The sequence below is a fragment of the Nocardioides terrigena genome, from assembly GCF_003047265.1.
Classification (GTDB): Bacteria; Actinomycetota; Actinomycetes; order Propionibacteriales; family Nocardioidaceae; genus Nocardioides; species Nocardioides terrigena.
Map to the genome: position 1 here is coordinate 79,147 of NZ_PZYY01000009.1, position 13,143 is coordinate 92,289.

General features: G+C 72.7%; 14 protein-coding genes and 2 tRNA genes. 6 read left to right on the forward strand and 10 right to left on the reverse strand.

The genetic code is table 11. The annotated features are described in order from the left end of the window. The 7 genes from DAE25_RS18640 to DAE25_RS18670 form a co-directional block, all read right to left on the reverse strand. On the reverse strand, positions 1-1,506 hold the full coding sequence (locus DAE25_RS18640) for an AlkA N-terminal domain-containing protein (RefSeq protein WP_325050378.1): 1,506 nt from the start codon (positions 1,504-1,506) through the stop codon (positions 1-3). Positions 1,507-1,633: 127 nt separating this feature from the next. Beyond that, positions 1,634-1,706: transfer RNA gene (locus DAE25_RS18645), tRNA-Glu, on the reverse strand. Between the two features lie 85 nt (positions 1,707-1,791). Continuing rightward, positions 1,792-1,863, reverse strand: a tRNA-Gln gene (locus DAE25_RS18650). 54 nt (positions 1,864-1,917) lie between these two features. Next, positions 1,918-2,868, reverse strand: coding sequence for a CPBP family intramembrane glutamic endopeptidase (locus tag DAE25_RS18655; protein ID WP_107767637.1), 951 nt, complete (start codon positions 2,866-2,868; stop codon positions 1,918-1,920). 9 nt (positions 2,869-2,877) lie between these two features. Further along, complete coding sequence (gltX, locus tag DAE25_RS18660; protein WP_107767638.1) at positions 2,878-4,329, reverse strand: glutamate--tRNA ligase; 1,452 nt, start codon at positions 4,327-4,329, stop codon at positions 2,878-2,880. After that, entirely contained in the window at positions 4,326-5,135 is an 810-nt protein-coding gene (locus DAE25_RS18665; protein WP_107767639.1) for a fumarylacetoacetate hydrolase family protein, read from the reverse strand. The genes gltX and DAE25_RS18665 overlap by 4 nt, the downstream gene beginning before the upstream one ends. A gap of 9 nt (positions 5,136-5,144) precedes the next feature. Further along, positions 5,145-6,515, reverse strand: coding sequence for a pyridoxal phosphate-dependent decarboxylase family protein (locus DAE25_RS18670; protein WP_107767640.1), 1,371 nt, complete (start codon positions 6,513-6,515; stop codon positions 5,145-5,147). A 56-nt stretch (positions 6,516-6,571) separates the two neighbouring features. Between DAE25_RS18670 and DAE25_RS18675 the strand changes: the two genes are divergently transcribed. Then, a complete protein-coding gene (locus DAE25_RS18675; RefSeq protein WP_234411135.1) occupies positions 6,572-7,441 on the forward strand; it encodes a 3-methyladenine DNA glycosylase in 870 nt (289 codons plus the stop codon). On the opposite strand, the gene DAE25_RS18680 is transcribed toward DAE25_RS18675, so the two are convergent. Both DAE25_RS18680 and DAE25_RS18685 read right to left on the reverse strand, forming a co-directional pair. Next, positions 7,431-8,939 (reverse strand): CYTH and CHAD domain-containing protein, encoded by a 1,509-nt coding sequence (locus DAE25_RS18680; RefSeq protein WP_159083837.1) that lies wholly within the window; start codon positions 8,937-8,939, stop codon positions 7,431-7,433. The two genes, DAE25_RS18675 and DAE25_RS18680, sit on opposite strands and share 11 nt — an antisense overlap. An 11-nt stretch (positions 8,940-8,950) precedes the next feature. After that, positions 8,951-9,592 (reverse strand): sulfotransferase family protein, encoded by a 642-nt coding sequence (locus DAE25_RS18685; RefSeq protein ID WP_159083838.1) that lies wholly within the window; start codon positions 9,590-9,592, stop codon positions 8,951-8,953. A gap of 52 nt (positions 9,593-9,644) precedes the next feature. On the opposite strand from DAE25_RS18685, the gene DAE25_RS18690 reads away from it, so the two are divergent. Both DAE25_RS18690 and DAE25_RS18695 read left to right on the forward strand, forming a co-directional pair. Continuing rightward, the gene (locus tag DAE25_RS18690) at positions 9,645-9,932 is read left to right on the forward strand and encodes a DUF2087 domain-containing protein (RefSeq protein ID WP_234411136.1); all 288 of its coding nucleotides are present in this window, start codon (positions 9,645-9,647) and stop codon (positions 9,930-9,932) included. Further along, the gene (locus tag DAE25_RS18695) at positions 9,925-10,533 is read left to right on the forward strand and encodes a pentapeptide repeat-containing protein (protein WP_107767643.1); all 609 of its coding nucleotides are present in this window, start codon (positions 9,925-9,927) and stop codon (positions 10,531-10,533) included. Before DAE25_RS18690 ends, DAE25_RS18695 begins: the two co-directional genes overlap by 8 nt. Here DAE25_RS18695 and DAE25_RS18700 read toward each other — a convergent pair. Beyond that, positions 10,523-11,101: a TetR/AcrR family transcriptional regulator C-terminal domain-containing protein gene (locus tag DAE25_RS18700; protein ID WP_107767644.1), complete on the reverse strand. Its 579-nt coding sequence runs from the start codon at positions 11,099-11,101 to the stop codon at positions 10,523-10,525. The two genes, DAE25_RS18695 and DAE25_RS18700, sit on opposite strands and share 11 nt — an antisense overlap. A 108-nt stretch (positions 11,102-11,209) precedes the next feature. On the opposite strand from DAE25_RS18700, the gene DAE25_RS18705 reads away from it, so the two are divergent. Genes DAE25_RS18705 through DAE25_RS18715 form a run of 3 tightly spaced genes read left to right on the forward strand, consistent with a single transcriptional unit; the run spans position 11,210 to position 13,118 of the window. Then, complete coding sequence (locus tag DAE25_RS18705; RefSeq protein ID WP_107767645.1) at positions 11,210-11,821, forward strand: biotin transporter BioY; 612 nt, start codon at positions 11,210-11,212, stop codon at positions 11,819-11,821. Next, positions 11,818-12,507: an energy-coupling factor ABC transporter ATP-binding protein gene (locus tag DAE25_RS18710; RefSeq protein WP_107767646.1), complete on the forward strand. Its 690-nt coding sequence runs from the start codon at positions 11,818-11,820 to the stop codon at positions 12,505-12,507. The genes DAE25_RS18705 and DAE25_RS18710 overlap by 4 nt, the downstream gene beginning before the upstream one ends. Next, positions 12,504-13,118, forward strand: coding sequence for an energy-coupling factor transporter transmembrane component T family protein (locus DAE25_RS18715; RefSeq protein WP_107767647.1), 615 nt, complete (start codon positions 12,504-12,506; stop codon positions 13,116-13,118). Before DAE25_RS18710 ends, DAE25_RS18715 begins: the two co-directional genes overlap by 4 nt. Positions 13,119-13,143 lie beyond the last annotated feature (25 nt).

The window sequence follows — 13,143 nt, forward strand, 5'->3', positions numbered from 1 at the left end:
TCAGGTCTCCTTGGGTGCCGGCGTGGCCGGGGTGTCGGGCATGAGGGTGTTCCACAGGTGCATGAGGGCGTACGAGCGCCACGGCCGCCACTGCTCGGGGTCCGCCGGGCCGGCAGGCTCGGGGACCAGGTCGCGCAGCACGTTGCGGACGGCCAGGTCGGTCGGCAGGAAGACGTCGGGGTGGCCCAGCGCCCGCATCGCGACGTAGTCGGCGGTCCACGGCCCGATGCCGGGCAGCTCGAGGAGCGCACGGCGTACGTCGTCGCGGTCCGGACCGCGGTCCAGCGCGACGTCGCCGGAGGCCAGCGCCGCCGCCAGGCCGACCAGCGCGCGGCCGCGCGCACGGGGCATGGGAAGGGTCTCCGGATCGACCCGGGCGAGGGTCGCCGCGTCCGGGAAGAGGTGGGTCAGACCCGGGATCTCCGACTCGACGCGACGCCCGTGCTCGGCGACGACCCGACCGGTGACCGTGCGGGCCCCCGTGACGCTGACCTGCTGCCCGATGACCGTGCGCACCGCCGTCTCGTCGCCGTCGACCTGGCCGGGGACGCGCAGACCCGGGGTCGCGCAGACCAGCCTGCCCAGCACCGGGTCGTCGGCGAGGTGGTCGTCGACCGCCACCGGGTCGCAGTCGGCGTCGAGAAGGCGCCGTACGCGCTCGACGGCCGCCGAGGTGTCGCGCAGGTCGCGCAGCGAGAACTCCGCGGTGACGAAGGCGGTCTCGCCCGCCACGACCGAGTCGGCGAGCTCGAGCTGGACGGTGCCGGGGCCGTGCGGGAGGTCGAGGGTGCGGGCGTACCAGCCCGGTCCGGCGACCTCGACTCCCGGGACGAGGTGGTAGGCGAGGAAGTCGAGGAGGCGGCGACCGGCGAACGGCGTGCGGACCGCCAGCCGCATCACCACGGCGCCACGGGTGGTCGCACGCGTACGACGTCCGCGCAGCGCGGTAGGAGTGAGGGCGTAGACCTCACGGACGGTCTCGTTGAACTGGCGGATGCTGGAGAACCCCGCCGCGAAGGCGACGTCCGAGAGCGGCATCGACGTCGTCTCGATGAGCACCCGGGCGGTCTGCGCCCGCCGGGCCCGGGCCAGGGCGAGGGGCGGGGCCCCCAGCTCCTGCGTCAGCAGGCGACCGAGGTGGCGAGGGGTGTAGCCGATCCGCCGGGCCAGCCCGTCGACGCCCTCCCGGTCGACGAGGCCGTCGCTGATGAGACGCATCGCCCGCCCCGCCACGTCGGCTGCGACGTCCCAGTCGGGGCTGCCCGGGGTGGCGTCCGGCAGGCAGCGCTTGCACGCGCGGAAGCCGGCCGCCTGGGCGGCGGCGGCCGTCGGGTGGAAGGTCACGTTGGCGTAGGCGGGGGTGCGGGCCGGACAGCTCGGGCGGCAGTAGATGCCCGTCGTGCGCACGGCCGTGCAGAACACCCCGTCGAAGCGACGGTCCCTACTCTTCACGGCGCGGTAGCAGGACTCCGGGTCGAGGAGGGCCATGCGCGTCGCGGTGTTCACGAGGACGATTCTGGCGGAGGACCGATCGGGTTACCAGCGGGAATCGGACACCGCGGCGGGCGTGCCGGGACGCGGCCCCGGCAACGACGAAGGCCGGCCCCAGAGGGACCGGCCTTCATCTGTGTTGTACCCCCGACCGGATTCGAACCGGCGCTAACGCCGTGAGAGGGCGCCGTGCTAGGCCGCTACACAACGGGGGCATACTTTTTGCTTCTCACGAAGCGATCGGAACTATAACCACCGCTCCGACCCCTACCAAAATCCCGGCCTCAGACCGGGATTCCGCTGGGATACTAGGACTCGAACCTAGAATAACTGGACCAGAACCAGTCGTGTTGCCAATTACACCATATCCCACTGACTTACTGGTTTTCGGCCCTTCCGACTCGTCGTCCGGACCGAGAAGAAACCTTACACGGGACCGCGCGAGGCTTCCAAAACGGGCCCCCGCACGGTCGCCGACAGCCCCATCCGGCGGGCCGTCCAGGTGGCCAGGACGAGGTAGACGAGCGACTGGGTGAGCGTTCCCGGCAGGCTCCACCACGACCCGCCCGTCGGACTCAGGGTGCTGGCCATGTCGGTGAACGCGAGCGCCAGGCCGAAGGCCAGGAAGTTGTTGAGCACGTGCATGGCGATGCCTGCCTCGAGGCCACCGGTGAGGATGACGAGCGTGCCAGCAACCAGGCCGAAGGCCAGCCGGTCGACGAAGATCGGCCAGCTCTGGCCCAGCCCGTGCGCGAGGGCGAAGAGCAGGGCGGAGAACCCGACCGCGAACGCCCTGCTACCGAAGAGGCCGCCGAAGGCCTGCTGCAGGTAGCCGCGGAACGCGTACTCCTCGCCGGCCGCCTGGAGCGGCGTCAGCAGGAGGACGACGAGCAGGAAGTCGCGGGTGGTGCGGGTGAAGTCGTTGGGCTCCGTGGCCATCTCGGTGCCGCCCTGCTGGGGCACGAACATGCTCACGACCACGGTCGCGACCAGCGCCACCACCGAGATGCCCAGGCAGGCCAGCAGGAAGCGCCAGCGGATGCGGGCGGCGACCGAGGACAGCCACCCGGGGCGCAGGCCGTGCAGCCACCAGGTCAGCAGCCAGGTGATCGGGATGGCGGTGGCCAGCACGAGGTTGACGTAGGCCAGGCCCAGCGGGGTGGGATCACCCAGGTCGAGGACGCGGTTGACGCCCTCCCCCACCGGCTGGTCGGTCGCCAGCAACCACACGACGTACGGCAGCTGCCACAGGAGTGGCGCCACGGCGAAGACACCGAGGGTGAGCAGCACGACGCCCAGGATCGGGCGCCAGGCGCCCTGGCGACCGAGCCGGTGGACGAGGTGGTAGCCCAGGTCGTCGGGGCGCTGGTCGGGCACGGACGTCCGTCAGGCAGACATGGCGTCGCGCAGCCGGGCCAGCGAGCGCTCACGGCCCAGCAGCTCGAGCGACTCGAAGAGCGGCGGGCTGACCTTGCGTCCCGTCACGGCGATCCGCACGGGGCCGAAGGCGTGCCGCGGCTTGAGGCCGCGCTCCTCCACCAGGGCCCGGCGGAGCGCCTCGTCGATCTCGGCGGTGCTCCAGTGCTCGATGGCCGAGAGGGCGTCGTACGACGCGGCGACGACCTCGCGGCCGGTGTCGTCGAGCTCGTCGGTGCGGGTGAAGTCGGCGTCGTCGACGAAGAGGAAGCCGAGCATGTCGACGACCTCGGTGAGCTTGTTGATGCGCTCCCCCACCAGCGGCATGGCCTGGTCGAGCAGCTGCCGGTCGGGCAGGTCGGCGGGGTCGAGGACGCCGGCCTTCTCCAGGAAGGGCAGGCAGCGCTCGGTGATCTCGTCGAGCGGCAGCAGGCGCAGCTGCGAGGTGTTGATGGCCTCGGCCTTCTTGAGGTCGAAGCGCGCCGGGTTGGGGTTGACGTCCTTGATGTCGAACGCCTGCACCATCTCCTCGAGGGTGAAGACGTCGCGGTCCGGGGCGATCGACCAGCCGAGCAGCGCGAGGTAGTTGAGCAGGCCCTCGGGGAGGAAGCCCTGCTCGCGGTAGAGCTCCATGTGCGCCTCGGGGTCGCGCTTGGAGAGCTTCTTGTTGCCCTGGCCCATGACGTAGGGCAGGTGGCCGTACTGCGGGGTCTCCTCGGCGAGGCCGATCGCCTTGAAGGCCTCGAAGAGCGCGACCTGGCGGGGCGTGCTGGAGAGCAGGTCCTCGCCGCGCAGGACGTGGGTGATCCGCATCGTGGCGTCGTCGACCGGCGCGGTCAGCGTGTAGAGCGGGTCGCCGTTGGCACGCGCGAGCGCGAAGTCGGGGACGAACTCGGTCCGGAAGGTGATGTCGCCTCGCACCAGGTCGGTGAAGGTGATCTCGCCGTCGGGCATCCGGAAGCGGACGACCGGCGCGCGACCCTCGGCCCGGAAGGCGTCGACCTGCTCGTCGGTCAGCTCGCGGCAGAAGCCGTCGTACCCCATGACCTTGGAGCCCGAGGCCTTGCGGCGCGCGGTGACCTCGTCGGTGGTGCAGAAGCAGTCATAGGTGTACGACGACGCGCGCAGGCGATCGAGCACGTCGGCGTAGATGTCGCTGCGCTCGGACTGGCGGTAGGGACCGAAGTCACCGCCCTTGAGCGGGCCCTCGTCCCAGTCGAGGCCGAGCCACTGCATCAGGTCGATGAGCGAGTCGTAGGACTCGGTGGTGTTGCGCTCCTTGTCGGTGTCCTCGATGCGGAACACGAACGTGCCGCCGTGGTGGCGGGCGAACGCCCAGTTGTAGAGGGCCGTGCGGGCGAGGCCGACGTGCGGGCTCCCGGTCGGGGACGGGGCCATGCGGACGCGGACGGGGGTGCTCATCGCTGTGCCACCTTGTTGGTGAGGGTGCCGATGCCGGCGATCGAGACCTCGACCTCGTCACCGACCTCCATGGGACCGACGCCCTCGGGGGTGCCGGTGAGGATCACGTCGCCGGGGAGCAACGTCATGACGCTGGACACGTGCGCGATCAGCGTCGGAATGTCGAAGATCAGGTCGGCCGTGGTGCCGTCCTGGCGGACGTCGCCGTTGACGTGGGTCTGGATCCGGACCCCGTCGACGAAGGTCTGCGGGTCCAGGTCGGTCTCGATCCACGGGCCGAGCGGGCAGAACGAGTCGAAGCCCTTGGCGCGGGTGAACTGCACGTCGGACTTCTGCAGGTCGCGGGCGGTGACGTCGTTGGCGATCGTGTAGCCGTGGATGACGTCGGTCGCCTGCTCCGGCGGCACGTCGCGGCAGATGCGGCCGATCACCACGGCCAGCTCGCCCTCGTAGTGCAGGTCCTGCGTCTGGCGGGGGTAGAAGATCGGGTCGTTCGGCCCGACGACGCTGGTGTTGGGCTTGAGGAACATGAGCGGCTCGGCGGGCAGGTCGTTGCCCATCTCGGCCGCGTGCGCGGCGTAGTTGCGGCCGATGCCGACCACCTTGCTGCGGGGCAGCACGGGGGCGAGGAGGCGGACGTCCTCGAGCCGGTACTGCTGGTCGAGCAGCTTGACGCCGACGTACAGGGGGTCCCCGGCGAGTGCCACGACGACCGTGTCGTCGGACGGCTGGCCGAACTCGTCGACCTCGCCCGTCACGACGCCGTACATGGGCTCGTCTCCGGTGGTGAATCTGGCGATACGCACGGCCCGACCCTATCCGGCGGCCACCGCCCGCAGCGCGGCGAGGCTGCGCTCCACGTCCGTCCCGCTCGTCGACCAGTTGCTGACCGACACCCGGAGCACGGCCCGGTCGTGCCAGCGCGATCCCGACATCCACGCGGTGCCGTCGGCCAGCACGCCCGCCACCACCGTGCGGGTCCGCTCGTCGTCGCCGAAGGCGGCACAGACCTGCGTGAAGTCGACGTCGTTGAGCACCTCGGCGCCCTCGATGGCCCCGATGCCGCGGGCGAGCTCGGCGGCCCGGTCGCACAGGCCGTCGACGAGGTCCGCCACCCCGTCCCGCCCGAGGGCGCGCAGCACCGCCCACACGGTGAAGGCGCGCCCGCGCCGGCTGATCTCCGGCACCTTGTCGAACGGCTCGCCGGCCTCGTCGTGGATCAGGTAGTCACCGTGCATCCCCATGGCGGCGCGCAGGGCCGGGCGGGAGCGGACGATGGCCAGCCCGCAGTCGTAGGGGACGTTGAGGGTCTTGTGCGCGTCGGTGGCCCAGGAGTCGGCGGCCGCCACCCCGTCGACGAGGTGGCGGTGCGCGCGCGAGGCCCCGGCGAAGAGCCCGAAGGCCCCGTCCACGTGCACCCAGGCACCGTGCTCGTGGGCCACGGCGATGGCCTCGGCGAACGGGTCGAAGGCTCCCGAGTGCACGTTGCCGGCCTGCAGGACGACGACCAGGGGTCGGCCGTCGTGGTCCTCCAGCGCGGACCGCAGGGCCGCGGGGTCGAGACGTCCCTGGTCGTCCACCGCGACCGGCTCGGGGAGCCCCAGGCCCAGGTAGCGCAGCGCCAGGTCGACGGTGTCGTGCCGCTCCGCGCCCACGACGACCCGCACCCCGGGAGAGCCGACCAGCCCGCGGCTCGCCACGTCCCAGCCGGCGCGGCGCAGCACCTCGTCGCGACCGGCCGCCAGGCAGGTGAAGTTGGCCATCGTGCCGCCGGTGACGAAGCCGACGGCGCTCTCCCCCGGCAGTCCCAGCAGGTCCAGCAGCCAGGCCTCGGTGATCTCCTCCACGGCGGTGTGGGCCGGGGTCAGGGAGCGGAGGCCCGCGTTCTGGTCCCACGCACTGACGAGCCAGTCGGCGGCCAGCGCGGCGGGGTGGGTGCCGCCGATCACGAAGCCGAAGAACCGTCCCGACGGCATCGCGGTGAGCCCGGGCTCGCAGGCCCGCGCCAGCAGGTCGACGACGTCCTCCGGCGCCGTCGGGCCCTGCGGGAGGTCGGCGCCCAGGCTCGCGGCCACCTGCTCCGGCGTGGCGGACGGGGGGACGCGGCGCTCGTCCAGCGAGGCCAGCCAGTCCAACGCGAGGGCGTGTGCGCGGTCCAGCGCCGGGTGTTCGGGCGTGCCGGTCATGGCTGCTCCTCACGTGGGTTCCCCAGTGTGGCACCGCCCGACCTACCCTGTCCTGCGTGCAGGTCGTGGTGCAGGAGCAGGTGCTGGCGCGGGAGGAGTGGCTCCCCCGCGCCGAGGCGCACGCCGCGCGGATCGACGCCCACGTGGCTCCGCACCTGTCGCGCCGGGCCGGCGGGGTGAAGCACCCGGTCCACGACTTCCTGTTCACCTACTACTCCCAGCGGCCCGCCCAGCTGCGGCGCTGGCACCCGGGGTACGGCGTGCGGCTCGCCGACGCCCCCGAGTACGACGGGCTGCGGGGCTACGACTCCGGCGCCGTCACCGAGGCGTACGTCGCGTCGCAGGCGCCGTTGCTGCGCGGGCTGGCGAACCTGCTGCGGGCGACCGAGTCGCGCCCGGCCCACACGGGGTGCTTCGGGCTGCACGAGTGGGCGATGGTCTACGGCCAGTCCGCCGACGAGGTGCGGCACCACGACTGGCCGCTGCGGCTCGGGGCGACGGGCACCGACGCCGTCGTCGAGTCGCACCGCATCCAGTGCTCGCACTTCGACGCGTTCCGCTTCTTCACGGGGCCGGCGCGGCCGCTCAACGCGATGCAGCCCGGGCGCGACGACCGGGCGTCGTACGAGCAGCCGGGGTGCCTGCACGCCGGGATGGACCTCTACAAGCACGCCTTCCGGCTCACGCCGATGATCAGCTCGGACATCGTCGCCGACTGCTTCGAGCTGGCCCGCGACATCCGCGAGCTCGACATGCGGGCCGCGCCGTACGACCTCGCGGACCTCGGCTTCGACCCGGTGCGCATCGAGACGGCCGAGGGCAAGGCCGTGTACGTCCGGGAGCAGCGGGCCTTCGCCGAGCGGGGGGCTCCCCTGCGGCGACGGCTCGTCGAGGAGTGCGAGCGGCTCGGCCGCGTCACTTCCTGAGCCAGCCGGGCCTGCTCGCCGCCTCGGCGATGACGTCGGCACTCCCGGCGCGGAGCTCGGCGGCCCGCTCGGCCTCGAGCTGCTGCAGGCGGCCCAGTCCCAGGCCCACCGGACCCGTCGCCTCGCGGTGGTGAGCCAGGTCGTCCAGGGCGGCCCGGGAGACGACGGTGTCCTGGTGCTCCCCGAGCACCTCCTGCACCGCCTCGGCCCGGGCGGCGAGCTCCTCGGCACCGGCACCGAGGACGGGCGTGGCCGCCTCGGCGGCGTACCGCAGGCGCTTGGCCGCCTTGCGGACGTCGTGCAGGGCGCGGTCCTGCGACGGCTCGTCGGCGGCCTGCTCGACACGGCGTGCGCGGCGGCGGAAGCGCTTCACCTCGGCGCGCAGCATCGAGGTGAGCGCCCGGCGCGCCGGGCGCTCGGCGCGGGACCTGAACGGCGCTGCGGTGAGGAACTCCTCGAGGCCGTCCAGCAGCCGGAGGTAGCGGACGTCGTCGAGCACACGGGCGGCGTCGGCCAGCGCGACCCGGTGCTCGTCCGTGAGCACCGCGTCGACATGGCGGCGGGTCGCCACCGTCGTGGGGTCGTCGTCCCTGAGCAGCGCGTCGAGGCGCCCCCGCAGCACGGTCAGGTCGCGGGCATCACCCAGCGAGGAGCCCAGCCAGCGCAGCTCTTCACGCAGCGAGTCGGCCGTCCCTGCCGCGTCCTTCGTCACCAGCGGGCGGAAGGTCGCGAGGGCGGACCGGAGTCGCCGGGCCGCCACCCGGATCTGGTGGACGGGCTCGTCGAGACGGCCGGACCGGAGCTCCCGGTCCTGCTCCAGCAACCGGTCCAGCTGCGCGGCCAGGTAGCCGAGGCAGACCTCCCCGACCGTGGTCGCACCGATCGCCGAGTGCCGCCTCCAGCCGTCGTCCGGCAACCGGTCGGCCAGGATGCGCGCTACCTTGGAGGCCCGGGTGGCGGGGCTCGCTCCGGCGGACCGCAGCACCGGGTCGAGGGCATCGAAGACGCCCCTCCCGCCCTCGACCAGCTCGAGCTCCCACTCGCGCCATGCGTCGGTGGTGAGACCCTCGCCGGCAACCACGGGCAGGGCCTCGGCCCGGACCCGGTCGTCGCACAGCTCGGCCACGACCACGCCGTCCTCGACGACCCGGCGCACCGACCTGCGGGTGCTCAGGCGGGCCACGGGCACCACCTCGACGTCGCGCAGGTGCGCCCGCACCCGGTCGAGCAGCGGGGGCGGGACCGTCTCACTCCCGATCGGCGCGTGCACCTCGACCCGGGCGTCGTCCTTGCCGGGCAGCTTGAGGTGCCAGCCCTCGTCGACCCCACCCGTGCGCCGGCGCAGCGTGATCCCCGCGGCCTGCAGCCGGAGGTCGGGGGTGTCGTAGTAGGTGGCGACGAGGTCGTGCTCGACCGGCTCGACCGCTCCCGGCAGGTCGGGGACGACGGCGTCCGGGCCCACGTCGTACTTGCGCTCGACCTCGCGCTGATCGACCACCGGCCCCTCGCTCAGAACTCGTAGCCGAAGGCGTCGATGGCGTCGGCGAAGACCAGGCCGACGCGCTCGCGGGAGGCGTCGGAGTAGAGCTCGCGGTAGTGACCGGCGGGGCGGGCGTTGCCCTTGGCGCGGGGCAGGTCGGGGCCGCCGGGGAGGCCCAGGTGCTCCCAGACCTCGGCGAGCTCGGTGTCGAGGTGCTCGTAGCGCAGCACCCGGTCGGCGACGAGGCGACCGCGGATGCGGTACATCCGCCGGTTGTTGGCCAGCTGCTCGATCCACTCCTCCGCGACGTAGGTGTCGAAGTCGGGGAGCTCCTCGCGGTCCTTGTACTTCCAGTAGTAGAGCGAGACCACCGCGTCCCAGGGGTTCCGCTCGATCGCGAACTTGTAGTAGTCGCGCCACGCGTCCGGGCCGAGGGTGTCGCGCGCCAGCCGGGCGCTCATGTGGTTGAACGCCTTGCGCGGCAGCGGCGGCGACTGGAAGTTCTGCGGGCCGCGTCCCCCGGCGGCCGTGCGCAGCTCCTCGTCCTCGGGGCTGATGAGCGTGATCACGTCGTCCGGGCCGCAGACCTTGGACAACGCGATCTCGACGCTCGTGCCCGCCGTCTTGCGAGTCTTGAGGAAGATGAAGCGGTGGGCATGGGACGCGATCACGCCCCGACCCTACCGGCGGGCCCGGCGACCCACGTTGGCTAGCGTGAGGCAGGTGACGAGTCCTCTGGATCCCGCTGCGCAGCGGGTGGTGGCCAACTTCCTCGACGCCGACGGACGGCTGCGGACGATCCCGTCCAGGCGGGCCAAGCTGCTGGTGGTGCTCGACCACCTGGCCCAGTCCTTCGAGCTCGGGCGGACCTATCCCGAGTCCGAGGTCAACGAGATCCTCGCGCGGTCCCACCCGGACTTCGCGGCCCTGCGGCGCTACCTCGTGGAGGACCGGTTCCTCAGCCGCGAGGACGGCCACTACTGGCGCAGCGGCGGCACCGTCGATGTCTGAGCCGCGGGTGGAGGCGGGACGGGAGTTCCGCGACGAGGACTGGTACGCCGAGGACCTGGGCGCCGCCCGCTTCACCGACTGCACCTTCACCGACGTGGACCTCAGCGAGTGCACCACCTCGGGCGCCGTCTTCGAGAGGTGCACCTTCCACGGGTGCCGGCTCAGCTCGTCGACCCACACCTCCACCGCGTTCGTGGCGTGCGACCTGCGCCGCACGAAGCTGTTCGACGTCACGCTGGACGGCTGCAAGCTGGTCGGCACCGTCTTCTCCGAGTGCGTCATGCGCCCCATGACGGTGCGCGGCGGGCAGTGGCAGGGCGTGACCATCCGCGGCACCAACCTGGCCCGGCTGGACCTCTCCGGGGTGGACCTCCGCGAGGCGGACCTGTCGATGAGCGACCTCACCGGCGCCTCGCTGAAGGACGCGAGGCTGGACCGCGCCACTCTCAGGGAGGCCACGCTGACCCAGGCCGACCTGCGAGGGGCGTCCCTCGACGGGGTCGACCTGGGCTCGGCCCGGCTGCGCCGGACGCGGCTGGACCTGTCCGGCGCGGTGCTGCTCGCGGAGCTGCACGGCGCCGAGGTCGACGTCAGCCCCTGACGCGCCGTCCCGCCGGGGCATGGGCGCCGAGGCCGTCGAGCACCAGCCCGAGCCCGACGTCGAAGTCGGACGCCCGGTCGCCGGCCGGGGGCCCGTCGATGGCGCCCGCGCTCTCGGCCTGGAGCGCGGTCTGCTCCTCGAAGGTGTGGCCGAAGACGAAGTGCAGCAGCGTCCGCGCGCCCACGCCCACCAGCGGATCGGTGAAGCCGGCCGTGGCGAGGATCTCCTCGAGCTCGTCGGCCGGCGCCTGCGCACCCAGCCCGAAGGCGTAGACCGTGGGCACCAGGTCGGCGCCGTCGCGGTAGGCGAGCATCGCGTCGCGCAGCTCGTAGCAGGCCTCGACGAGCTGGTCGTCCCATGCGCCACCGGCCCGAGGGCGCCGCCCACGGGCCAGCACCTCGTCGGCGACCGCGGCGAGCAGGGCCTGCTTGCTGGGGAAGTGGTGGTAGATGGCGCTGGCCTGCAGACCGAGCTCGGAGCCGAGCCGGCGCATGGTCAGCGAGGCGAGCCCGTAGTCGTCGAGCACCTGCACGGCCCGCTCGACGATGTCCTCCCGGTGGTGGCGCACGGGTTCCCCCCTTGGTCCGGCGGTGAGACCGCATTGACGTCGTTCGCGCGCCACCCTAACCTGAACGCCGTTCAACTGACCACCGTTCAGGTACGCGAAGGATCCCCCATGCACCCACGTCGCACCGGCACCGACATCGCCCTGATCGCGGCCTTCGCCGCCCTCATCGCGGTCTGCGCCCTCCTCCCCGCACTCAAGGTGGGCGGCCCGGTGCCGATCACCCTCCAGACCTTCGCGGTGCTGCTCTCCGGCGCCGTCCTCGGCATGCGGCGCGGTTTCCTGGCCGTCCTGCTGTACGTCGTCGCCGGCGCCGCCGGACTGCCGATCTTCTCGGGAGGCGCGGCCGGCCTCGCCGTGCTGACCGGCCCCACGGCCGGCTACCTGCTGGGCTTCCCGCTGGCGGCGGGGATGTGCGGCTTCATCGTCGAGCGGCTCCCCCGCCGGTCGTTGGCCAGCGTGCCCACGATCTTCGCGGCCGGGCTGTTCAGCTCGGCGGTCTTCATCCACACCCTCGGCATGGCGGGCCTGGTCCTGCGGGCCGACATGACGTGGGCGCAGGCTTTTAACGTGGACAAGATCTTCTGGATCGGCGACGTCCTCAAGAACGTCGCGATGGCCTTCGTGGCCACCGCCGTGCACCGCGCCTTCCCCGACCTCCTGGGTCGTCGCGACGACGAGGGCTCGACGCAGGAGCAGCCGGAGGGCACCCTCACCACGTGAGTGCGATCTCCCTCGAGCAGGTCACCGTCCGGGTCCCGACCCACGACGGTGACCTGCTCGTCCTCCACGAGACGTCACTGTCCCTGACCGAGCAACGGATCGCGCTCGTCGGTCCCAATGGCTCCGGCAAGTCGACGCTCGCGCGCCTCGTCAACGGGCTGGTGACGCCGTCCACCGGGCGGGTGCTGGTCGACGATCTCGACGTCAGGCGGTCCGGCCGGGAGGTGCGTCGACGGGTCGGCTTCATGTTCACCGACCCCGCCGCCCAGCTCGTGATGCCGACCGCGCGCGAGGACGTGGCGCTCTCGCTGCGGCGTACGCACCCCGACAAGGCCGACCGCATGGCCGCCGCCGACAAGGTCCTGGCCGACTTCGGCCTCGACGGCTTCGGCGACCGCAGCGTCCACGGGCTCTCGGGTGGCGAGCGCCAGCTCCTTGCCCTGGCCGGCGTGCTGGCGACGGAGCCGTCCGTGCTGGTGGCCGACGAGCCGACCACGCTGCTCGACCTGGGCAACAGCCGCCGCATCGGCGACCTGCTGCTGTCGTTGCCCCAGCAGCTCGTGCTCGTGACGCACGACCTCGACCTGGCGGCGCGGTGCGACCGTGCGCTGCTGGTGCGCCACGGGCGGGTCGAGCAGGACGGCGCGGCCGACGACGTGGTCTCGCACTACCGGGCCACGGCGTGAGCGCCGAGCTGCTCGGGATCTACCGCCCGGGCGACACGTTCCTGCACCGGCGCCGCGCCGGGACCAAGCTGCTGGGCCTGATGGTCGCGAGCATCGTGGTCGTGGTCGTCCACGGCCCGGTCTCGGCCGTCGTCTTCGTGGCGGTGGCCCTGGGACTGCTGGCGTGGTCCGGCGCGCGGCTCGACGTGACGCTGCGGGCGATGCGGGGGCTGCTGGTCATGGCCGTCCTGCTCGGCGCCTGGACGGTGTGGCAGAGCGGGTGGCCCCGGTCGGTCGAGGTCGTGGGCGACCTGGTGGCGCTGCTCCTCCTCGCGACCACTCTCACCGTCACCACCCCGGTCGACGAGGTCATGGATGCCGTGGTCCACGGGCTGCGCCCGCTGCGGCCACTGGGGGTCGACCCGGAGCAGGTGGGGCTCGCATTCTCGCTCATGCTGCGCGCGATCCCCTCGACCCTCACCCTCGCCGGGGAGGCGCGGGACGCGGCCCTGGCCCGCGGGCTCGAGCGCTCACCCCGGGCCCGGTTGGTCCCCCTGGTCATCAGGGTGGTGGCCCGCGCCCGTGAGACCGGCGACGCGCTGCACGCCCGAGGCGTCGGCGACCAGCACTGAAGCGCGACGAAGCACGACGGCGTCC

What these genes read in the sequence shown, in the direction of transcription:
- gltX (WP_107767638.1), bottom strand. Translation starts at nt 4,329, where the DNA reads ATGAGCACCCCCGTCCGCGTCCGCATGGCCCCGTCCCCGACCGGGAGC.
- DAE25_RS18670 (WP_107767640.1), bottom strand. Translation starts at nt 6,515, where the DNA reads ATGACCGGCACGCCCGAACACCCGGCGCTGGACCGCGCACACGCCCTC.
- DAE25_RS18695 (WP_107767643.1), top strand. Translation starts at nt 9,925, where the DNA reads ATGTCTGAGCCGCGGGTGGAGGCGGGACGGGAGTTCCGCGACGAGGAC.
- DAE25_RS18705 (WP_107767645.1), top strand. Translation starts at nt 11,210, where the DNA reads ATGCACCCACGTCGCACCGGCACCGACATCGCCCTGATCGCGGCCTTC.